The organism is Peribacillus sp. YIM B13482 (genome assembly GCF_042787975.1).
Lineage (GTDB): Bacteria > Bacillota > Bacilli > Bacillales > DSM-1321 > Peribacillus > Peribacillus simplex_A.
On sequence record NZ_JBHZPF010000046.1, the window covers coordinates 1 to 22,342 of the forward strand.

The 22,342-nt window shown below is 37.6% G+C and carries 24 protein-coding genes; 5 read left to right on the plus strand and 19 right to left on the minus strand.

The window, feature by feature from the left end; all coding sequences use genetic code 11:
- Positions 1-298 precede the first annotated feature (298 nt).
- The 5 genes from ACFX4L_RS18920 to ACFX4L_RS18940 form a co-directional block, all read right to left on the minus strand.
- Positions 299-931, minus strand: coding sequence for a LysE family translocator (locus tag ACFX4L_RS18920; protein ID WP_377405890.1), 633 nt, complete (start codon positions 929-931; stop codon positions 299-301).
- 333 nt (positions 932-1,264) lie between these two features.
- Positions 1,265-1,534, minus strand: a complete 270-nt coding sequence (locus ACFX4L_RS18925; RefSeq protein WP_377405891.1) for a hypothetical protein — start codon at positions 1,532-1,534, stop codon at positions 1,265-1,267.
- 223 nt (positions 1,535-1,757) lie between these two features.
- A complete protein-coding gene (locus tag ACFX4L_RS18930) occupies positions 1,758-2,261 on the minus strand; it encodes a DinB family protein (protein WP_089364564.1) in 504 nt (167 codons plus the stop codon).
- A 170-nt stretch (positions 2,262-2,431) separates the two neighbouring features.
- Complete coding sequence (locus ACFX4L_RS18935; protein ID WP_377385613.1) at positions 2,432-3,067, minus strand: Type 1 glutamine amidotransferase-like domain-containing protein; 636 nt, start codon at positions 3,065-3,067, stop codon at positions 2,432-2,434.
- A gap of 161 nt (positions 3,068-3,228) precedes the next feature.
- Positions 3,229-3,525, minus strand: coding sequence for a TIGR04104 family putative zinc finger protein (locus ACFX4L_RS18940; protein WP_377385616.1), 297 nt, complete (start codon positions 3,523-3,525; stop codon positions 3,229-3,231).
- A gap of 187 nt (positions 3,526-3,712) precedes the next feature.
- Here ACFX4L_RS18940 and ACFX4L_RS18945 point away from each other — a divergent pair, with 187 nt between their 5' ends.
- From ACFX4L_RS18945 to ACFX4L_RS18955, 3 genes are all read left to right on the plus strand, one after another.
- Entirely contained in the window at positions 3,713-4,420 is a 708-nt protein-coding gene (locus tag ACFX4L_RS18945; RefSeq protein ID WP_377405893.1) for an amino acid permease, read from the plus strand.
- 118 nt (positions 4,421-4,538) lie between these two features.
- Positions 4,539-4,661 (plus strand): hypothetical protein, encoded by a 123-nt coding sequence (locus ACFX4L_RS18950; RefSeq protein WP_377385622.1) that lies wholly within the window; start codon positions 4,539-4,541, stop codon positions 4,659-4,661.
- Positions 4,646-5,101 (plus strand): Glu/Leu/Phe/Val dehydrogenase dimerization domain-containing protein, encoded by a 456-nt coding sequence (locus ACFX4L_RS18955; protein ID WP_377385625.1) that lies wholly within the window; start codon positions 4,646-4,648, stop codon positions 5,099-5,101. The genes ACFX4L_RS18950 and ACFX4L_RS18955 overlap by 16 nt, the downstream gene beginning before the upstream one ends.
- A 325-nt stretch (positions 5,102-5,426) precedes the next feature.
- On the opposite strand, the gene ACFX4L_RS18960 is transcribed toward ACFX4L_RS18955, so the two are convergent.
- The 6 genes from ACFX4L_RS18960 to ACFX4L_RS18985 all read right to left on the minus strand — a co-directional run bounded on the left by ACFX4L_RS18960 (position 5,427) and on the right by ACFX4L_RS18985 (position 12,283).
- On the minus strand, positions 5,427-5,969 hold the full coding sequence (locus ACFX4L_RS18960; protein WP_089364577.1) for a PepSY-associated TM helix domain-containing protein: 543 nt from the start codon (positions 5,967-5,969) through the stop codon (positions 5,427-5,429).
- A gap of 230 nt (positions 5,970-6,199) precedes the next feature.
- Positions 6,200-7,120, minus strand: coding sequence for a type I pantothenate kinase (gene coaA, locus ACFX4L_RS18965; protein ID WP_061465949.1), 921 nt, complete (start codon positions 7,118-7,120; stop codon positions 6,200-6,202).
- Between the two features lie 175 nt (positions 7,121-7,295).
- Positions 7,296-7,589: an RNA polymerase alpha subunit C-terminal domain-containing protein gene (locus ACFX4L_RS18970; protein ID WP_284471864.1), complete on the minus strand. Its 294-nt coding sequence runs from the start codon at positions 7,587-7,589 to the stop codon at positions 7,296-7,298.
- Between the two features lie 689 nt (positions 7,590-8,278).
- Complete coding sequence (locus ACFX4L_RS18975; protein WP_317777280.1) at positions 8,279-9,682, minus strand: amino acid permease; 1,404 nt, start codon at positions 9,680-9,682, stop codon at positions 8,279-8,281.
- A 408-nt stretch (positions 9,683-10,090) separates the two neighbouring features.
- Entirely contained in the window at positions 10,091-11,050 is a 960-nt protein-coding gene (locus ACFX4L_RS18980; protein ID WP_377405895.1) for an L-threonine 3-dehydrogenase, read from the minus strand.
- Positions 11,051-11,092: 42 nt separating this feature from the next.
- Positions 11,093-12,283 carry a glycine C-acetyltransferase gene (locus ACFX4L_RS18985; protein WP_284471867.1) on the minus strand — a complete coding sequence of 397 codons (1,191 nt, stop codon included), beginning with the start codon at positions 12,281-12,283 and terminating at the stop codon, positions 11,093-11,095.
- Positions 12,284-12,655: 372 nt separating this feature from the next.
- On the opposite strand from ACFX4L_RS18985, the gene ACFX4L_RS18990 reads away from it, so the two are divergent.
- Complete coding sequence (locus ACFX4L_RS18990; protein ID WP_260398983.1) at positions 12,656-12,787, plus strand: hypothetical protein; 132 nt, start codon at positions 12,656-12,658, stop codon at positions 12,785-12,787.
- Positions 12,788-13,055: 268 nt separating this feature from the next.
- On the opposite strand, the gene ACFX4L_RS18995 is transcribed toward ACFX4L_RS18990, so the two are convergent.
- The 7 genes from ACFX4L_RS18995 to ACFX4L_RS19025 form a co-directional block, all read right to left on the minus strand.
- Positions 13,056-14,324, minus strand: a complete 1,269-nt coding sequence (locus ACFX4L_RS18995) for an S-adenosylmethionine decarboxylase related protein (protein WP_317777278.1) — start codon at positions 14,322-14,324, stop codon at positions 13,056-13,058.
- Between the two features lie 467 nt (positions 14,325-14,791).
- Positions 14,792-15,310 (minus strand): YehS family protein, encoded by a 519-nt coding sequence (locus ACFX4L_RS19000; RefSeq protein WP_089362628.1) that lies wholly within the window; start codon positions 15,308-15,310, stop codon positions 14,792-14,794.
- Positions 15,311-15,598: 288 nt separating this feature from the next.
- Positions 15,599-16,561 carry a tRNA dihydrouridine synthase gene (locus ACFX4L_RS19005; protein ID WP_377405897.1) on the minus strand — a complete coding sequence of 321 codons (963 nt, stop codon included), beginning with the start codon at positions 16,559-16,561 and terminating at the stop codon, positions 15,599-15,601.
- A gap of 246 nt (positions 16,562-16,807) precedes the next feature.
- Entirely contained in the window at positions 16,808-18,196 is a 1,389-nt protein-coding gene (rlmD, locus tag ACFX4L_RS19010) for a 23S rRNA (uracil(1939)-C(5))-methyltransferase RlmD (RefSeq protein ID WP_377385638.1), read from the minus strand.
- The gene (locus tag ACFX4L_RS19015; RefSeq protein ID WP_176431899.1) at positions 18,193-19,077 is read right to left on the minus strand and encodes a DNA-3-methyladenine glycosylase family protein; all 885 of its coding nucleotides are present in this window, start codon (positions 19,075-19,077) and stop codon (positions 18,193-18,195) included. Before ACFX4L_RS19015 ends, rlmD begins: the two co-directional genes overlap by 4 nt.
- A gap of 122 nt (positions 19,078-19,199) precedes the next feature.
- Positions 19,200-19,985, minus strand: coding sequence for a delta-lactam-biosynthetic de-N-acetylase (gene pdaA / locus ACFX4L_RS19020; RefSeq protein ID WP_284471872.1), 786 nt, complete (start codon positions 19,983-19,985; stop codon positions 19,200-19,202).
- 196 nt (positions 19,986-20,181) lie between these two features.
- Positions 20,182-20,367: a hypothetical protein gene (locus tag ACFX4L_RS19025; RefSeq protein ID WP_089362623.1), complete on the minus strand. Its 186-nt coding sequence runs from the start codon at positions 20,365-20,367 to the stop codon at positions 20,182-20,184.
- Between the two features lie 111 nt (positions 20,368-20,478).
- Between ACFX4L_RS19025 and ACFX4L_RS19030 the strand changes: the two genes are divergently transcribed.
- Positions 20,479-20,616, plus strand: a complete 138-nt coding sequence (locus tag ACFX4L_RS19030; protein WP_176431897.1) for a hypothetical protein — start codon at positions 20,479-20,481, stop codon at positions 20,614-20,616.
- Positions 20,617-20,664: 48 nt separating this feature from the next.
- On the opposite strand, the gene ACFX4L_RS19035 is transcribed toward ACFX4L_RS19030, so the two are convergent.
- Positions 20,665-22,233: a fumarate hydratase gene (locus ACFX4L_RS19035; RefSeq protein ID WP_377385645.1), complete on the minus strand. Its 1,569-nt coding sequence runs from the start codon at positions 22,231-22,233 to the stop codon at positions 20,665-20,667.
- Between the last annotated feature and the right edge of the window lie 109 nt (positions 22,234-22,342).

Consider the following 22,342-nt stretch of genomic DNA (forward strand, 5'->3'; position numbering starts at 1 on the left):
CATATTTACTTCCATTTGTTACCTCCTTCTTGTTCTTAACTATATATTTTCCCGATTTATGAAAATTAATACAATTGCACTTTAGCTAACCTGCCCCTATAGTTCCATAACAAAAAGGTTGCTTCAGCAACCTCCCTTATTGAAGTAAAGCACCCTATAGTTTAATTACATTTTTTCACAAATAAGAAATACAAGCTGATTTTGTTGATTAAGCAATCATTAAATACAGCCACCGTATTTAAACACACGTTTTCTTTCGTGATAAAAACAAGAGGTGCTAATAAAACTCTTCAAAGGTTTATTTTTTTTCATGAAAAGCTAAGTTTACAGCTAAGGCACCTAAAACAGATGCCATGAACCAGCGTTGAATTTTAACCAAAAAAGGTCTTCTTCCAACCCAAGCCGCGACCTGCCCAGCAAATAAAACAATTAGTAAATTTACAACAAAGCTAACAAAAATTTGCACCGTTCCTAATTGAGCAGTTTGAACAAGCAGTGAACCACTATTAGGATCCATAAATTGAGGTAAAAGTGAAACATACAAGACCGCAATTTTTGGATTTAACAAATTTGTCATAAGGCCCATAACATATAGTTTTTTTGGTGACTCTACATCTAAATGCTGTGGCTCCAGGATTGAACTTGCTCCTGGTTTTATTGCATTCCAAGCTAACCACAACAAGTAGATAACACCTAACCATTTAATGATGTCATACATTACTGGAACTAATTCGAACAAGAAGGATAAGCCCAACATTGTAGCGATGATATAAATCAAAAAACCAGTAATTACTCCTAAAAGAGAAATTATCCCGTCCCTTTTACCTTGCGAAATTGTTCTAGATATTAAATAAATCATATTAGGACCAGGTGAACAGACCATCCCTAAAGATACTAGAGCAAAAGCGCCTAATGTTCCTAATTCCATCATTAAATCGCCCCCCTTTTCAATCATCACTATACACGTTAAATAACGTAAATTTCTTCTAATGTACGGTCTCCTCTAAAGCACTTGATGAGGGAAATTCATCTTTATATTCTATAAAAGTCTTAATCATTAAATCCTGAATTAATGGTGCATCTGAAACTTCTGCAAAATATAATATCCCTCTCTCTTTTGTAATAATTATACATTATAAGTTATTTTATACATTATTATTTTACTGTTCTTATTGAACTATCCTGCCCCGTTAGTGCCATAAGAAAAAGGCTGCCGCAGCAACCCCTGTCAATGAACTAAAGCACCCGTTAGTTCTATAACAAATTATTTTCCAAAGAAAAAGAAATACAGTGCTAATAAATATATACAAATGTATACCCAAGAAGCCATTATCAAGAAAAAATTAAAACATCCTTTATTTTTTCTATTTAGTATTACATTTAAAATAGCCATTATTACCATAAAAATATATAAAGGTGCTACCGCTAATTTTGAGATAAGTTCTGGAAAGGGAATTTCCATTAATTTGTCATCCACATTATCGCCTCCTAACTTAAGTCTGATATTGGCATAATTATCCATTTCATTGTTCAACTATCCTACCCCTTTAGTTCCATAAGGAAAAAGCTGTCTTAAAGACAGCTCCGACCTTCAACTAACGCACCCGATAGTTTAAGTATATTTTTCACAAACTTTGTCGATTTTACATTATTAACTTTATTCATTACAGGAATGCTGCCCCTTTAACTGCATAACAAAAAGGAAGCTGATCTCAGCTTCTTTTAATTGAAGTAAAGCACCTGTTAGCACAATGTTATTATAGTGGTGGATTTTCCACACCTAAATGAATCCAATCTTCTTTTGGTGGTCCATAAACCCCAAAAGGTTTTATTCCTGCTTGACGCATAAGAACTGTAACTTGTCCGCGATGATGAACGATGTGTTTGATTAGTCCCATAATAATCATAGCATTTGTTTCTTCTCTCCCAAATGCATTTTGCACTTGTTTTAGAGTTTCATCCTTCCATTGTTCTTCAATCATTTTTGCTGAATATGAACTTACATTTCTAAATGTCTCAGCAATTTCTTTTGCTGAAGTTGGGGCGTTTTCTGCATTTTCTACCACATTGATTTTTAACCCGAAATTAGCTAAGTATTCTGGAATACTTGTTGTTAAATGCCACGCAATTCTTCCTAAAGTACGACCTTTTGGATAAACTAATTGTTCTAATGAATCATCTGTCAAACCATCCAAAACGTTTTGAGTTAGCATAGATTCCTTATTCCATTCTTTGATAAAATCTGAAATCGTTAAATACATATATAATTCCTCCTAAATCCATTCAATGAATTATTTATTACTGGATATACCAGAATAGAACATTTGTTCCTGTATGTCAAATTTCCTTCTTTCTCTAACCTGCCCCGATAGTTGCATAAAGAAGGCTGCCTTAAAGACAGCTCTGATCTAAAGCTATCGCACCCGTTAGTCTAATCTTCACCAAAAATTTGTTTATTTCTTTTTCTAAAAAGCGTCACATTGTGAATAGGTGTAATTACTTGTTTATCCCAATATATTGCACTACCATTTGGAATAGCGTATATATCCCTATTGTATGATAAAGGGAATAATTCTTCATCAAGGGCTCCGTCATAGTGAACTTCTACACTAAAATCTACTAACTCTAAACCTTTTATTACTTGTGTTTCGGGATAATCTTCATCTTTTGTGATGATACAATCTCTACAAAAAACTAACGCCCCAGCACTAACACCCACCATTAAGCCCGAGAAACCTTTAATAGCTTGTATCAATTCTTTTGCAATCAAACTTTCCATTAACTTCTCTGGTCTTCCGCCAGTAAAATAAAGAACATTATGGTCTTTTATTTCATTTTGCATTTCTTGATTTGTGAGTCGATAGTCTAGTAGTTTAATATGCTCTATTCCTATATCCCCAAATGATTTCTTTGCAGAATTAAACCATCTATCAATTTTTGAATCCTCCGTAGCGAAAGGAATTATTAAGGTTTTATTACCTGCTTCAACGTGATTTGATAAATAATTCATTACATCATCAAGTTCCCCAGCTGAAGGGTTTCCTCCCCCAATAAAACAAAGGCTCATTAGTATTTCTCCTTGTTATTTACTTTTCACATATTATACCATTTTCTAAAACTTCAAAAAGTTAGTTTCTCATGAACTAAGCTGCCTCGATCGTTGCAAACAGAAAGAACTGCCTTAAAGACAGTTCCCATCTTAAGCTAAAGCATCCGTTACTGGAAAGACTACCACATCGGTTCATCCTTGTTACTTAGCTTATATATAAATGGCATCAAAATAAGAACCAAAGCATAAGCAACTATTTCAAAAGCTAAGACATAACCTTTAGGTACCCCAAATGATATTGATGGTAAAATCAGTAAAGGTATAAATGAAAATAAGCTTAATTGGTTTCTTGATTTCTTGGAAACGTATTGGGATGAATCACAGGATGGACAACTTAACTTGTTTTTAAAGGTAAACATTTTAAAAAAAGTCTCTATCCAGCCCCATTTATAGCCACAGTGCTGACAGGTTGGCATATGAAACGACCTCCTTTCAATTAAATTACATTATAAATTATACCATTTTCCCCTAAACTATCCTGGTCACGTTAGTGGAAGATTTAAAGGTTCCTAACTAGGTGACCAAGAAAAAACATCATTCCCGAACCCTGATTTGTTTGTACCTAACTTCTCCGTTAGCTCCATAAGAAAAAGAGCTGCCGGAGTGAACTGCACCCCAATTGTTAGACAACATCTAATAATCGTGGTTTTAGCAGCATTGATTCCATGGAGGAAAGCAGGAGTAGTACAAAGTCCATTTATTGCAGTTTTTGACAGCGTAGGTATTCCTTTTGCAGCTGATATTATGAACCTCGTCATTTTAACGGCGTTGCTTTCTTTAGGGAATTCCGGATTATATGTTTGTTCTCGTATGCTTTGGTCACTTTCGCAAAATGGTATGGCACCTTCAGTATTCGGGAAGTTAAATTCTCGAGGTGTCCCATTTAATGCAGTATTATTTAGTCTGCTTTTTTCCCTAGTATCTTTACTTACAAGTGTAGTTTCAGTAGAAACCATTTTTGTCGTCCTGCTTTCTGTAAATGGTCTAGAAGGTACAATCAGTTGGATGACCATCGCCCTATCTCAATACAATTTCAGGAGGCAATTTATTAAAACTGGTGGAGGTGTGAAGGAGTTAAAGTACAAAGTTCCCCTATTTCCGCTAATACCCATTCTGTGTCTTGTTTTATGTGGAATTTCTATACTGTTTATGGCACTTGATCCGGCACAGCGTTCTTCCCTGGTAGTTGGCTTAGGCTTCATGGGGGCTTGTTATCTTTATTACTTTATACGTTACGGGAAAAGTATTAAAGTTAAGATAATACTGAAGGAAGACCATGGAGAGGTAACAACACCCAAAAGTAGAGTATGAGAATAGGTTCAGTTTTGGGTGCTGTGCACGAATCTCTTAAAATTGGACTTACTGATAATACCAAACTAAAAGAGGTTCTTGAAATACACCTTAACTAAATTATAGGGGGCTATAAATTATGAAAAAACCTTACTTAGTCATAGAGTGGAATGATTGTGAAACAGAGGCAAAGAGTTGGTTAGTGGTGCATAACTTTGTTAAAGGGTACGCAGGAGAGGCACAAGGATGCATCCAACAGTGACAAGAGAAGAAGTAGAGCGATTAGCAGAGGCAATGGCCTATAAATATAACGCTTCTGAAAGTGTAACCACCGGAGGGTGTAAAGCAGGAATTTCTTACGATTATAAAGCCCCGGATGCGTATGAAGTGCTAAGAAGGTTTCTGATTGCGATGATGCCATATATAGATGTAGGAGTATCATTAGGTAGTGATTTAGGTACGAAGTATGAGGAAGTACTAAGAGTATTTGATGAATTCAACATTGGAATACCTTTAACTAAATCTATGAAGGAAGATTTAATTGTTCATAAAGGTATAAAAGACTTTAATGCTATGTTAGCTACAAAAATAGATTGCTTCCTTTTAAACGATGCTGTAACAGGCTACGGTGTAGCATTTTGTGCAGATGAAGCGTGGAAATTTAAAGGTGAGCCTACAGTCAGAGATTTGATTGAGTGTTAACTTAATTCCCTTTTATTTGTGGTCTTTTTCTGAACTATCCCTATTCAATGAATATTAATATATGGAACCAAAACACTTCCGGCCCCATTTGGAAGTGTTTTGGCGCATTTACATTTCAGAAAACACCCATTTAATTTCTGAGTTTCCAGTTACGATTGATTTGATCGTGCCCCCAATACGTATGGTTTGAACCGAAATTGTATTGTAGGCTTTTCCATCTTCTAAAATATTGCCAGTTACTCTTACAGCATGATATGCTCCAATTCCTACTAAAAGCTAGGTGAGTAGGAATGGTTAGATTGAATGGAAAAGCTTTTTCATACGATTAAACCTCCAAATCTCTTGCTTTTTTTTTCGCCATTCGACGCTTATAAAGGGGAAAGCCAAACATATAATACCCTGAAAATGACAGCAGTATTAAAGATAGACCTGTTATTGTGAGGATACTGTATCTATACCAATTACCAAAGAAGGATCCATCATGCAAAGTAATGAGGAAAGTTGAGTAATCCGGGTTTGTAGATAATACTTTTCCCGTACTCGCATCGATTTGAACACCTTGACTATTGTTAAAGCGAACCTGGTAAACATTTGCACTTGGTCTATATTCAATTCTAAATATATCTTCAACCGAGTCTACATTTGGAAGCCCCTGAGACGTAGCAATGGACACGACCCTGTCCATAGGTATCGATTGACTTGGACTCGCCTCTTTTCCCGTCCTTAACTCATCAGCCACTCCCAGTGGTATCATATAAACAAGCAAGAGGCCTGTGACTGCTATGAACATAAAAAAAACAGATAAAATTAATCCTGACCATTTATGTACTTTTTTGCTTAAATGATACAACTTTACAGATTTCGACATTGTTCCATCACCCTCCTTGACTTCAAAACAAATACAGAACCTAGGTTTAGTTCAAAGTAAATAATATAAAGAAATTGTGGATCTATATCATTCTAAGCTCATAGTAAGAAATTCATAATTCAAATAAACTTACTGAACAAAACCTCCCTGCTTACAATTTGGAAACAGATTGGTTATATTTAAAAGTATTAAAGTCTTACCTCATTCTTAATCCGATATTAATAGCCATATCATTTTCGTAAATAGATATTTTCAACTTTATGATCTGATCCTTTTTTTAAAACTAGATTGGCCCGTCCTTTTGTCGGTAGTATATTTTCATGTAAATTTTTCAAATTGATTTCTTCCCAAATTTGAGTCGCTTGTTCAATAGCATTTTCTTTAGACAAGTTAGTATAGCGATGAAAATAGGATTCGGGACGTTGAAATGCAGTCTTTTGAAGTAGAAGAAACCTTTCAACATACCACCTTTCTATGTCAACTACGTTTGCATCAACATAGAGTGAAAAATCAAAAAAGTCACTGACGAATACTTGATTTTCTTTGTCAACTTGAAGAACATTAACACCTTCCACTATTAAAATATCTGGATTACAGATAGTTTGTACTTCATTTGACAAAATATCGTACGTTAAATGTGAGTAAATTGGAACTTCCACTTTATTTTTCCCTGCTTTTACATCACCGATAAGATTAATTAATTTTTGAGTATCATAACTTTCAGGAAACCCTTTTCTTTTCATCAATCCTTTTTCTTCTAAAGAGGCATTTGAATACAAAAAACCATCTGTTGTGACCAGGCCTACGTTTCTATGATTATCCCATCTAGATAATAATGTCTGAAGTAACCTTGCTGTCGTACTCTTTCCTACAGCAACACTCCCTGCAATTCCAATGATATAGGGTACTTTTTTAGCATTTGTTTTTAGAAATGAAGAAGTAGCAGTGTTAAGTTGCTGAGAAGCTTCGACATATAAATTAATTAAACGAGTCAAGGGCAAATAAATCTCTTCTACTTCCTGAATAGATATTTCTTCATTTATTCCTTTTAAGTCATCCAATTCTTCTTCATTTAAAGGAAGGGGAGTATGGTTTCGTAAAGATGCCCACTTTTTTCTATTGAATTCAAAATAGGGAGTATAGGAACTCATGCTTTTCGTTACCTCACTTTTTAGAGTTACTTTCAGTTTAACAAGGATGGTGCCCATAAAAATTCAGGAATAATCGATTCCTAATCCCTTATTGACGTAAATCCCCCTGTGACTTGCGAAAGAAATTGAATGAAATATGCTCTAGGAGACATAAAATGCATTCCTTTCTTGGTGGTTAATTTTTGAATGATAACCCATTTGTCTGCAAAGCAGTCCTAAGTTTAGGCAAAGAAGCTGGTCCCATACCGTGAAATTTCAAAATCTCTTTTTCACTATATGTTGATAGCTGTTGCAATGAAGTTACCCCATTGTTTTCCAATGCCCGTCTGGCTGGTGCCGAGAGCAGTGAAAGAAATCCATTGTCAGGTTTCCGTTCTTGCTCACAAATAGGGCAGATCGGACAGTCGGTGGATTTATAGTATTTGTGTCCTTTGTTGCAAGTCCTTAAAATTTTCTTTGAAGTTGTCATTTTTTCTGTCTCCTTTTCTCACTTTTTTGCCTTCTATCTTCTGCCAACTTTTCAATGGAATACTTAAAACTACTAACATCATAGGTATATCACGCTAAGTATTAGTGGATATGTATTCGCCACGTTCATGATGTTATGTAATGCAACTAAACTCACTTATGAAGAAAGAAAAAGTTGCCTTAAGACCCGCTCAGATTTTAAGCCGGCACACCAGTTAATTGAACTAGGATACTATTTCACTAGTCAAAAAACTATAAATAAGTAACTAAACATTGGCCATCGTAAAAGTAAAATCATATTTAAAAATCGAAAAGGACCATCCAAGCTGACAATAAGTATATCGATAAAGCTAGTATATCGATTGCAATCAATCAACGGTTTACCAAGACCTATTATCCGGTAAAACTAGAATATTAAAAAATGAATATCGAATAGTTGTTCATAAATGGTTTGCTCCATAAATATAAAAGAACAGAGCAAAAATAACAACCTACTTAATATGCTACATAATGTGTCTAATGTGCTTCTCACTTTCTAATGTAATTAGCCTGCCCCTATAATGCATTAGAAAAGGGCTGCAGCAGCAGCCCTTATTTTGAGTTAAGCATCAGACTATTTAGATTTTCTTATCTTCGATCATTAAAAATGCATGAAAAACAATCGTCTCACTTAGAAATATCCAAAGTGAATTATAAATTAATCACTTTATCTTCTGTCTGAGGATCTGTCTGAACATCGGCTTGTACACGCTTGCCTATTCCAAAAGCGAAATAACTAATTACAACGATAGCCAGAAAACCTATTCCAACCATAAGTGATATACGTGTGTCATCATTAAACCACATACCTATTAATACCATAATCAAGAAAGCGATGGTCAGGTAGTTTGTAACAGGTGCAAAAGGCATTTTGAATGGATGATTATCCATTTCAGCTTTTTTTACTTTTCTGAATTGAATTTGACTGATCAGAATGACAAACCACGGAATCATACCAGGAAGTACGCTCGCACTGTATACATGCACAAATAAATTTTCTGGTGCAATATAACTTAAAACAACCCCAATTGCTAACCCGACTATCACGCCGAACGTTCCGAATAAAGGGACACCGCTATTAGATACTTTCGCAAAGAATTTTGGCGCTTGGCCATTCATCCCTAATGTGTAAAGCATACGTCCTGCACTGTAAATACCACTATTGCAGCCAGACATAGCAGCCGTGATTACGACAAAATTAATGATTCCAGCTGCTGCCGTGATACCAACTTTCGCAAAAGTAGCAACAAATGGACTGCCAATCGCACTTAATTGATCCCAAGGGTAAACGGTTACAATAATGAAAATCGCACCGATATAGAAAATTAAAATACGCCAAATGGTACTTTGAATCGCTTTAGTTATCGTTTTTTGCGGATCTTTTGCTTCACCAGCTGTAATCCCTATTAGTTCTACACCTTGATAAGCAGCAACAACTAGTGATAATGCAAAGAAGAAACCCTTCCAACCACCTGTAAATAAACCACCATGTTCCCAAAGATTTGATAACCCTAATGCTTCTCCCCCGTTACCGATGCCAAAGAAAATAAGTCCAAATCCTGCAACGATCATTAATATAATCGTTACGATTTTTATCAGTGCAAACCAAAATTCAATTTCACCAAAGGACTTAACGGAAATTAAGTTTGCTGCCCCAAGAATAACCATTGCGATTAAGCCTGGAATCCAAGCAGGGAGATCCGGGTACCAATACTGCATGTACGTTCCAACTGCAATAATTTCTGCCATCCCGACGATAACCCACTGGAACCAGTTACTCCAAGCTGTCATATACCCTGCCAATGGATGAATGTACTTATAACCAAATGTTGCAAATGAACCTGTACTTGGCTCTAAATACAGCATTTCCCCCATAGCACGCATAATCAAAAATATAAAAATCCCTGAGATTGCATAAGCTAACATTACAGACGGACCTGTCCATTGGATTGTGCTGGCTGAACCCATGAAAAGACCAACACCAATCGTACCGCCCAAAGCGATCATCTGAATATGACGGCCTTTCAAGTCCCTATTCAAATCTTTGTTTGCCATTCCATTTCCCCCCACACTATTAATAGTCGAAATTTGATGCAAGATGCTTAATGCTCTCCCTATTTAGTATAGAAATGATATAGCAGGCTCCCACTCTTTTAAATCTATCTTAAAGCTGCCTCTTAAAATCATTCTTCACTTTTAATTTAAGCATTCCTGACAGTTAGAAAGGTTCTTGTAAACATGAATTTCTAGTTATTAAGTATCATATGAACTTAGAAGCATAGCTTTATCCTAATCAACCTATTTCCGAATAATTAATACGAGGTTGTTCAATTACGCCTTATAGAAAGCGCTTACTTTTCATTGGTTATTGAAAGTGCATCCTTTAAACGTTTAAAATTCATCTGAATAAAGAAACTCGAATAAAAGAGTATTACAACTCTTTTATTCGGCAAGCAGGTTTATTTATGCGGTTACTAAAAGTGACCTTAATTTCAGTTTCACCAACATGTCATTCGTCATTTTCTCCAAATCATATTCCGCCTTAAATCCCCACTCTTCCTTTGCACAAGTTGAATCTATTGTATTTGGCCAGCTATCGGCAATGGATTGTCTTACAGGATCGACGTCATAATTCATGACAAATTCCGGAATATGCCTTTTAATTTCGGCTGCAATTTGCTCCGGATCAAAGCTCATGGCAGACACATTGAAAGAATTCCGATGTTTTAATTTTGAAGCATCTGCCTCCATTAGCGTAATGATGGCAGCTAAAGCGTCAGGCATATACATCATATCCATATACGTTCCCTTATCAATGTAAGAAGTATATCGCTTGTTTTTAATCGCTTCATAGTAAATTTCAACTGCATAGTCGGTAGTTCCACCGCCAGGAGGTGTAACATACGAAATCAATCCCGGGAATCGAAGACCTCTCGTATCAACCCCAAATTTATGATGGTAATAATCACATAATAACTCCCCGGATACCTTATTCACTCCGTACATCGTATTCGGCCGTTGAATGCTGTCTTGCGGTGTCCAATCTTTAGGAGTCGATGGACCAAACGCACCAATAGAACTAGGTGTGAATAACTGGCAATCGAGTTCTCGTGCCGATTCCAAAGCATTGACCAATCCGCCCATGTTTAAATGCCAAGCTAAAAGAGGCTTCTTTTCAGCTGTTGCTGACAATAAAGCAGCTAAATGTATAATCGTATCCACTTCATGTTTTTTTGCCATATTAAACATCGCTTTTTCATCTGTAACATCTAAAATCTCAAATGGGCCTGATTGGGCAACATCGCTGTCCGTTTTTCGAATATCTGTTGCAATGATATTGTCAGATCCATAGATCTCTCTCATTTTCAGCGTCAGTTCTGAACCAATTTGACCTAAAGCACCCGTTACTAAGACCTTTTTCATCAAAAATCCCTCCCCTTTTTCTCTTTACAGCATGCAATGTTCTTAAATGATCGACATTTCTTTTCCTACTTTTTCATAAATCGCTAATGCACGATCCAGCATCTCTTTTGTATGAGCAGCAGTGGGCATATTCCGCACTCTTCCTGTTCCTTTTGGAACGGTAGGAAATACGATGGATTTAGCATATACGCCTTCTTCATTCAGCCTCTTTGAGAATTGCTGCGTTTTTGCTTCATCACCTATAATGCAAGGCGTAATCGGTGTTTCGCTCGCTCCGATATCAAACCCTAATTCTTTTAGGCCTTTTTTCAAGTAATCACTGTTTTCCCACAGCTTATTTTGAAGATCTGAGCTAGTCATCAAAATATCAATGGCTTCTATACTAGCTGCAACTGCTCCCGGTGTGACAGCCGTTGAAAATAAAAATGGACGGCTTCTCACTTTTAACCAATCAATTAAATCTTTCTTTCCTGCTACATAGCCTCCTACAACACCAATGGCTTTGGATAATGTTCCAATTTGGAAATCCACTCTATCCGATAACCCGAAATGTTTTACCGTTCCTGCACCATTGCCTAGTACCCCCGAACCGTGTGCATCATCAACATAAGTAATTAAATCAAACTCTTCTGCAATCTCCACAATTTCAGGAAGCTTGGCAATATCCCCATCCATCGAGAAAACTCCATCGGTAATAATCATGACTTTGTTAAATAATCCGGACTCTTTTGCTTGACGCGCTTTTGTTCGTAAATCGTCCATGTCGGAATGGATAAATGGAATAATCTTTGCTTTAGATAATCGACATCCATCAATGATGGATGCATGATTCAGTTCATCTGAAAGAATGGCATCATGTTTATCCATCACTCCTGAAATGGCAGCCATATTACAATTAAAGCCCGATTGATAAGCAATGGCCGCTTCTGTATGTTTAAATTCTGCAAGCTTTTCTTCTAATTTAACATGAATATCTAATGTTCCGTTGATCGTACGAACGGCACCAGCTCCGACTCCATATGTTTTCGTTGCTTCTATGCAAGCCTCTATCAATCGTCGATCTGTTGCTAAACCTAAATAGTTATTTGATGATAAATTAATTAATTCTCTGCCCGCAATGGTGATTACCGGACCGTTTGGACCTTCTACCGGATCAATAACGTTGTAAAGTCCTTTATCTTTTAAATCTTCCAAATTTTCTTTCAAAAATCGATTTAATATTTCACTTGACATTTAATATACCCCCTCATTGATGTTTGGAATAAATGCAGGAATTTTATATGTTTTACCCCTATTTCAAGTTTATTGAATTTGACTATTTTTTCTAAAAATACATGTGTCCTCTCTAAAAATACACAAGGAAGTAACCTAAATCCTTTTATACTAATAGTTATAACAATCATAATAATAGAAATTTTCAACGTTGTCCATATTGTGCGGACAAAAAAATCGGAATTTTTGTAGTTTTACAATAAAACCCGCTAAAAAAGTCGTTCAAATCGCTGGAAATACGAAGAGAATATCATCAATTTTCCAAGGAGACATATGTTTTATCTTCTGGCTTTTGGAGACTTTAACAAATAACCATAAAAAAGGAGGGATATAGTGAAAACAGAAGATGAAAAAACCTCAGAAGGCTTAAATGAGATCTTTGAAATCATCAATGCAAAAGGTGACATAGGAGAAATAAAAGAAATCGTCCAAAAATCTGATGAAGAAGAAAATAAATACAAGTAAACTTAGCGGGATTAATTATCCTCTTTTATCTGTTTTTGCTCTAATGGACAGTTAGAGTTCATTACAACACATAGGGTCCATTCATCCTTTGACTAAACGGACCCTTTAGTTATCCCAAAAAAAAAGTTATGCACATAATCAGGAGAAAAGTCTGAAGAATAAGGATTTCCCCTATTTCCCCCTTCCTTTATCCACACCTTGTGCACAACTTTTTTAAATTGAAAAATTGAAGCCAGTCCCTTTCATTGATGACGACTTCAAATGTACATTATGGGTTCACCCTTTTCATCCTGTGAAGTAAAGGACCATCTGAATGTTTATTTTCCCCTATTACAAAATTCGTCATATAATAGGTCAAATATTGACCATAATGATTATTGGTTTTTAACAATAACTCATCCACATAGTAAACTCCTTTGGGGATTCGATCCATTAGCAGCACCGATAAGGCAGCATATATACCGCAGGCCACTTGAAAGTATGTTGCATTGGTTTTGTATTTGGAAAAGATTTCGCCATTCTCTAATACATTGTACATATAATGCTCCTTTTCTTGATAAACAATAAGGACACCAACTAGATCTTCCCCTTCAAGTTCGTCTTCAAGCGGATCGAGAACCTCCATTTCATGGTCCCATAATTGATCAACATCATCCAGTTTTGAGCGGATTAACTCCGTCGTATGGTCATTTACCTTATATAAAAAGCCGCCTTCCATATCATACAATTTGCCCAAAGAATATACTTCTTCATGAGGCATTAAACAACCGTAAAACTGCTTGTCCCCTAAAGAGACTTTAAATTCGACATCATAAACATTTTCATATAAAAAGAGCGGTGTATGGTGGTTCATAAACATCGGATAGCTTGAAATAGCCTCGTCCAGAAAGCACTCGGGAGACCAGGTTGTGTAAATGACGTCCTTTTTTGCCTTCGCCTTGTCCTTAAAAAAATAATTGTCATGCTCTACAATATAACAGCCAAGTGGACGTTCTCCTGAATCTTTCTTTAACAGCTCAACGGCCATCCATTGAACCACCCCTGGATTCATTCCCGAACCAATGATGGCTGTTGAATTTGAAAATTGATCTTTATACTTTTCAAAATGCCTGATTCGTTCAATTAAAGGAAATCCATGAGATAATTCTTCCTTTTCGTCAATCGTTGTTTTTTCTATAGCGGAATTAACATAATTAACACCTAATGCATTACAGCAATCTAGTATTTCAACCGTATCCGCTCGTGATAGATCTATTACACAAAATGTTTTTGTGCTTTCAAGATGCTTAGTAAACCTCTTTGTATCTTTTAAATCAAGTTGATGGAATACAAAGTGATTTTTTAGCTGTGGAAATAATTCATGATAATATTTTTCTTCTTTTTGTTTAATATCGATTAAATGTAAAGTACAACTGGAAATAAAATGATGGATTGGATCCCTTTTATCAATAACTGATTTATTCAATATGGAAAGTATTGATTTTGCGGCCCCTCCCGCACTTCCTAAAATGGTTATCACTTTTTTGTTATCATCCATTTCTGCACCTCGTTCAACCTTTTATTATTAAACTATGTGGTTGAGGCTGAAATGCAATAGGCAACTACCATTTAATGATGAAATGAGAAATACGTACAATCTATTATCTACCATATTATCCAAAGGGAAAATCAAGTGAACGGATTTAATAGGTATGAGCGATGTGATTAATTCCTACTTCTCTTTTTTTGTCCACACATTATACACAACTTTATAAAGCCAACTTATAGAATAGACACCCAATTATTTTGAAAACAGACATACAACAGTGTATTGAATCATACAGGAATTCGGCATGAGTGTGCAGGAGGTGCCTTATGGGCACATTCGATTTTTTATACGATTCCACACTTTTTATATGTTTAAACGAACGAAAAAGACCCCGAAATCGGAAAAGTATTTTCACGAAATCAAGGCGAAATTATCATAATGTGCATTTTTTTAATATAGCCGCTATTACTGAACCCTTATCCCCTATATCTCAAAGCTAACCCTTTTAAGAAATTCCTGGCGAATTTATCCCCGCACTCTTTATAATTTCTATGACCAACTTTTCTTAAAATGGCGCTTAATTCTCCTTTGGTTATCATGACTCCTGCTTCTTCCAAGATATCAATCATATCCTCGCTTGTTAATGTCAGCGCGATTTTCATTTTCTTTAGCAGAATATTATTCATGCTTTCCTTATTCTTTGCAGTAGGTGCCGGGTTTTCTGGCTGGCCGGGTTTTGGTTCTTGTTTCCCTCTTTTAAAAATGATCAAGCCATTTAAAAAGGACTCCAACATCGTATTGTTACATTTTATACCTTCATCATCCATATCATCTTCGTCGTATTCATCATAGAAACCGTCTTTCGGCTTTGTGAGCATCTGCATGACTTCTTCTCTTGTCACTTCAATATCCCCGAGTTTAAATATCTCTACCATATCTTTATTTTTTATATCCAGCGCATATCTTAATCGAATTAATATATCATGATTATGCATTCATAAACCTCCTGTATATTTTTCTTTTTTCACAGTACCTTCATTATTTCACAAATGGATGGGAATAAACGCAGCTGAAAATCCTGGAACCCTTTACGGATTCCCGGATCAATCTGCCTATTATTTTCTTTTCAGTTTCATGATTACTTAGAAAACAGACTTTATCAAAACAAAAGTTGCCGGCTGCAAAGGAACTTGAAACTGAATAAAATAAGTACACATGAGTTGATGTGATTCATTTTTTCTCTGACTTTTGGAGAGCTACATCATTTCACTGTCCCCGCCCCATCAACATTCTTTTCCAAAGTTATCAAGCAATGCACGCACTTCATCTGTTGATTTCGTGTTCATTAATTGATTTCTTAATTCACCAGCTCCACGGAATCCTTTGACATAAATTTTGAAAAAGCGATGAAGCCCTGTGATTGAACGTGGCAGTGCTTCCGCATATTGATCTTGAAGATCAAGCTGCAGTCTTAGAAGATCAAGATATTCTTTACTGCTATGCTCTTTTGGCTCTTTTTCAAAAGCAAAAGGATTTTTAAAAATACCTCGCCCGATCATAACGCCATCAATACCATATTGTTCAGCAAGCTGCAGCCCAGTTTGACGGTCAGGAATGTCTCCATTGATTGTTAGTAGCGTATTTGGTGCGATATGGTCACGTAATTTTTTGATTTCCGGAATTAGCTCCCAATGCGCATCCACTTGGCTCATTTCCTTTCTTGTACGTAAATGAATAGAAAGGTTCGCAACCTCCTGTTTTAAAATATGCTTTAGCCACTCCTCCCACTCATTTACATCATTATAGCCAAGTCGTGTTTTCACGCTGACTGGCAGTCCGCCCGCTTTTGCTGCTTGAATAAGTTCTGCCGCAACATCTGGACGCAGAATAAGGCCACTACCTTTCCCTCTTGATGCCACATTCGGTACAGGGCAGCCCATATTAATATCGATGCCTTTAAATCCTAGCTCTGCCACGCCAATACTCATTTGACGGAAATATTCGGGATTGTCCCCCCAAATATGTGCCACCATTGGCTGTTCATCTTCTGTAAAAATCAAACGGCCACGCACACTTTTCATGCCCTCTGGATGACAATAGCTATCCGAGTTTGTAAACTCTGTGAAAAATACATCCGGTCGACCTGCTTCACTTACTACGTGGCGAAAAACAACATCTGTCACATCTTCCATTGGTGCAAGTACAAAAAATGGTCGTGGTAAATCACGCCAAAAATTATCTATCATTTCAAACTCAAATCCTCTCACTATGGATACAACTTCAAACTCTCGGTCAAAAAATATAAAGCCAAATGTTCCACTTCTTTTACACTTATATCATGCTTAATAACTTATTATCAAACACAAGTACATTTGGACATTTATAATTTGTGAAAAACTATCTTCTTACATCCTGGCGATATTCATATTCAATATAAAAAATTTATTAATCCGCTACAAATGGAATAAGGAAAAGGCAACTCCCGTATAGGGTTAGTTGCCTTCTTTTAAAATGAGTTGCGAGACACACTCCACATGGCTCGTCTGCGGGAACATATCCACAGGCTGCATGGATTCTACTTCGTATAATGCGCTCAATTCTTGAAGGTCCTTCGCCAATGTAGACGGATTGCAAGATACGTACACTATGGTTTTCGGTTTAACTTTCAAGATGGCCTGCAGTAAGGATTGGTCACAGCCGGATCTTGGTGGATCGACGACCAGCACGTCCGGTTTCCAGCCTTCTTTGGTCCAGCGTGGCAGGATATTCTCGGCTTTGCCTGTTTCATAATGCATGTTGGTGCGTTTGTGTCTTATGGCATTTTTCTTGGCGTCTTCAATGGATTCTTTGATGACGTCCATTCCGCGAACCTCTTTTGCATCTTCAGACAGCCAAAGTCCGATAGTGCCTACACCGCAATAAGCATCTACGACTTTTTCAGTGCCGGTCAGGGCTGCCGCTTTTTTCACTTCGTCATACATGCGGACTGTTTGGACCGGATTAAGTTGGAAGAAAGTACGGGCCGATAGTTCGTATGATAGGTCACCCAATGTTTCGTTGATGACTTTTTCGCCTGCAAGATGGATCGTCTTTTCGCCAAAAATAAGTGATGTGTTTTGGTTATTAATATTTTGAACGACTGATTTCACTTCCGGCAGTTGGTCACGAATTTGTTTAAGCAATTGATCTTTTTGTGGAATTTCTTCCGCTCCTGTAACTAAGACCACCTGCACTTCACCTGTTTCAAAGCCAACTCTTGTAATGACTGTACGGATCACACCTTTTCTCTTTCTTTCATTATAGATCGAGATATTCAGGTTCTTTAGGATCTTCTTCACTGTACGTGTTACTTTATTAGTAGCCTTATGCTGTACAAGACAGTTGGGAATATCGATCAAGTTATGGGAGTTTAAGCCGTAAAGACCGGCAATCAATTTGCCATCTTTCTGACCGACTTGGTACTGACTTTTGTTGCGGTAGTTCCAAGGATCTTCCATGCCGATTGTTTCTTTTATATTTAATAAAGAAATCGGGAATTTCGTATGACGTTCCATCGCTTGAATGACGATATCGCGTTTTTCAATAAGCTGCTGGTCATAGCTTAAATGCTGTAACTGACATCCTCCGCATTCAGCATAAACCGGACATGGGGCTGCAATGCGGTGCGGTGATTCTTTCCGGATGGTTTTTATTTTTGCTTCAGAAAAGTTCGGCTGTACTTTCGTTATTAAAGCTACTATTTCTTCACCTGGTAATGCTCCTGGGACGAAGACGACTTTCTTTTTGAAATAACCGACTCCCTCCCCGTTAATGCCAAGCCGTTTAATGGTAAGAGGAAGCGTTTGATCCACTTCTAGTTTTGTATCTTGAATGTTTGTCATTTCTTTTCACTCCGTTTTTCAATGCTTCTCCACAAATAGAGGGAAGCGTAGCTTAGATATGGAGCCCATTTCACACTATAGGTTTCCATTTCTTCTTGGGTTGGCTTTTGCGGTAAGCCATATAATTTTTTCAAGGCATTTTGAATGCCAATATCGGCTTTGGGAAACAGATTCGGTCGGCCGAGTCCAAAAAGCAGGAAGTTTTCAGCCGTCCATCTACCGATACCGCGTATTTTTATTAGTGTATCCATAACATCTTGATCGGATAACTTGTCCATTATATCAAGATTGAGATGGCCCTGAATGATTTGCTCGGAAAGTCCGATGACGTATTCCGCTTTTCGGCCACTGAATTGAATGGCTCTTAATTGCTCGATTTGAAGTTGGGCGGTTGTTTCCGATGTCGGATAAAACCAGGCACCTTCTATCTGGTAACCGAATGTTTTAACGAATCGTTCCGTGAGCGTATGTGCAAAAGATAAATTCAATTGCTGATGTATGATGCATTTGACGAGGCAACTGTAGTAATCGAAGTCCAAGACTATGGCTGTACCGCGGTGCTCTTCGAAGATTTCCCTTAAATCTGATTCCCGGAAATGCCGGGAAACGCCTTCTAATGGCTGATGCCAATGAAAAACCTTTTTTAACCGTTCGATTGCTTTTGACTTGTAAACCTCTGAATGACCTTTGATGATGAAAGATGGCTCATCGATATTTCCTATTGCCTGAACCTGCAAAACGATTGGTTCTCTTTCTATATATAGCGGAACTTTTACCGTCCTGTTAGTAAAATCAACTACCTGAAGTGGGTCTAACGATAATCGTTCGAGAACAAGATCGAAATTATAGGGTCCTTGAACCTGTAATTTTTCTGTCCACACAAGCGATCCATCCTTTAGCAGTTTTCCACGTATTATAGCATGTTTCCAGGAATATTACTTGAAATTGAAGAGAATGGATAAAAGCGGGACCTGAATTATCATTACAGGACCCGCTTTTTATTTTAATAAAGCATTCGGTTTGGCAATTGTTTCGCAATCATTAAATCATCAAGGCTACTGAATTTGTATCCCTGTTTTTCAAGATCCGTCAAAATCGAGTCGAGTGCTTCCGCATTATCTTTTGATACGGTATGCAGTAATAATATCGCCCCGGGATGAATCTGCTTAAGCACTTCATCGTGAGCGAACGCGGCACCCTTTTGTTGGTCAACAATCCAGTCTTTATATGCAAGCGACCAGAAAATGTGGTAATATCCTTCTTTTTGTGCGACTTTCATTGTTCTCTCATTGAATATACCACGCGGGGGCCTAAGGTAGTTCATCCCCTGTTGACCGGTTAATTTTTCCGTCGCTTTTTTAACCCTCTCCAGTTCAGTGCGAATTACATCATCCGTCACACTGGTCATATCAGGATGGTTCCAAGAATGATTCCCGACGATATGTCCTTCATTCGCCATACGGACAACAAGCTCGGGTGCCGTTTTTAAATAATGACCCGTGACGAAAAAAGCCCCAGGAGCCTTATGTTTCTTCAGAACATCTAGAATCTGCGCCGTGTACCCATTTTCATAACCGTTATCAAACGTTAAGTATATATCTTTTTTCTTTGTATCCCCTTTATAAATCGCCTCATATTTAGGCAGCATCTCATTGAAGTTTTTACCAGCATCGGCAGGTGTCCCATTTTTCCCTTTATTGAAGCCCCAGTTATAGGATTCTGCAAAAGCTGGACTTGCCAAAGAGCATATCAAGCATATAAAAACGGATAAAATCACGATTTTTTTCATTTGAATATCCCCCATGTTCTTTTTTCTTAGTGTTTGGAACATAGAGATTTATATGCATGATATTGCGAAGGTCGAATCTCGCTCCGTGGGGCGAATTATCCGGTTGGACGATTTCTGCTGCTCTAGGCTGAATTATAACCTTAATCCCACACAAAAAAAGGCCTTTCCTCCGAAAAGGATTGGCCCCTCTGTTTGTTTATCCTTTAAATAGCGCCTGTGCAGCCTTCCAAATAATGGTGATGGCGAAAATGAGAACGATTACAATTCCGATTACGTCTAGGAATGTTTCAAGACCGGAGAAAATAGTGTTTGCCACAGGAAGTTGGATGAAAGCAAAACCTGATAACATGGCGATAAAGAATAAGAAGTAGCTATTCTGCATGAAAATCCCCCCTTTCTCTTCTAATATATGTGCGGCCGTTCCAAAAGATTGTACTTTTATGAGGTAATTATCGCCTTTTTTTTCATATACATTTAACAAGGGGGGAATGAAATGCTGGAATGGGTTATCACGTTAGGCTTTGTTGGTTGTCTTGGTTTAGGTGGTGGAGTGTTTATTCATTTTGTGAAAAGTGGATTGAATTTGGAGGATTCATCGAGGATTGATCCACTTCCGGAAATGGACGAGTAAGATATGCAAAAGACGCTCAACCGATTGGTGAGCGTCTTTTACCATACATTATTTAAATACTGGTTCTTTGAATTGTGCCAATTTTTCCAATGAAGATTGCTGAACATCTTTATGGAGGCTGTTTCCATGTGAATCCATGGTAACAACTGCTGTAAATCCTTCAACGTTCAAATGCCACATTGCTTCTGGAATACCAAATTCAGTAAAGTTAACACCTTCGACGGATTTGATGCAGTCTGCATAATATTGAGCAGCCCCGCCGATTGCGTTTAGATAAACGCCGCCGTGTTCACTTAGTGCTTCTAATGTTTTCGGTCCCATTCCGCCTTTACCGATGACTGCACGGATGCCGAATCGTTTCATGATATCGCCTTGGTATGGTTCTTCACGAATACTTGTTGTTGGTCCCGCAGCCTTCACATGCCATTTACCTTCTTCGTCCTTCAGCATAACTGGTCCACAGTGATAAATGACTTGTCCGTCTAGGTCGATTGGTGCAGGATTTTCAGATAAGTGCTTATGGATAGCGTCACGGCCCGTATATATTCTGCCGTTAATATGAACTACGTCACCAACTTTTAATTCACGGATTTGTTCTTCCGTGATTGGTGCTTGTAGGGTGATTTCACGGGAAGCTTCAACGTCAGATTCTACAGTGGCTGCCACTTCTTCCTTCGCTGCTTTTTCTTCTTCTAGAGCAAAGTCGATTTTCTCGCCTTCTTGGTATAACCACTCATTGATTTCTCCTGTTTCGGGATTCACTTTCACACCTAAACGGCGGAAAGCCCAGCAGTTGTAAGCAACGGAGACGAAAAAGCTTGCCGGAATACGGTGCATGACACCGATTTTACATCCAAGCAGTGTGGTTTCGCCGCCAAATCCCATCGTGCCGATTCCCAATTCATTAGCTGTCTTCATGATGTAATCTTCAAGATTACGAAGATCTTCATTCGGATTCACATCTTCATTACTGCGGAAAAGTTGAGCCTTAGCCAGATCATATCCGGATGAACGGTCCCCTCCAATACCAACGCCGATAAAGCCGGCACTGCATCCTTGTCCTTGTGCTTGGTAGACAGAGTGTAGGACACATTTACGGATTCCGTCCAAATCACGGCCCGCTTTCCCCAATCCTTCAAGCTCCATAGGCAGACTGTATTGAATGTTTTTATTTTCACAGCCGCCTCCTTTTAAGATGAGACGAACATCAATGTAGTCTTTTTCCCATTGATCGAATTTCATGACAGGAAGACCTTCCCCAAGATTATCCCCGCTATTTTCACCCGATAAAGAATCAACTGCGTTTGGACGAAGTTTTCCGCCCTTTGTTGCTAAAATGATTGCATTACGGATTGCGTCTTTTATTTCAAGTTGGTTCACGCCAACTGGAGTTTTAATTTTGAAAGTCGGCAGACCAGTATCCTGACAAATCGGTGATACATTGTCGTCAGCCATTGTAATATTATTCGTGATGGTGGCCAAGCTCAACGCTGAACGAGTGCCTGCATTTTCACGTTGTTTTGCGCTTTTTACCGCACGACGAACATCCTTTGGAAGATTCGTTGAAGTTTCAACGATAAGACTGTACATACTTTCTTGGAATTTTTGAATATCCAAATTTCTCTTCCCCCTCTTATTTCCCCTAGATTTAATCATTTCCCTGCTTCTCTATAAAGAGCGAATGATACAACACCCGTTTTATTATACATCTAACATAATCTTTCGA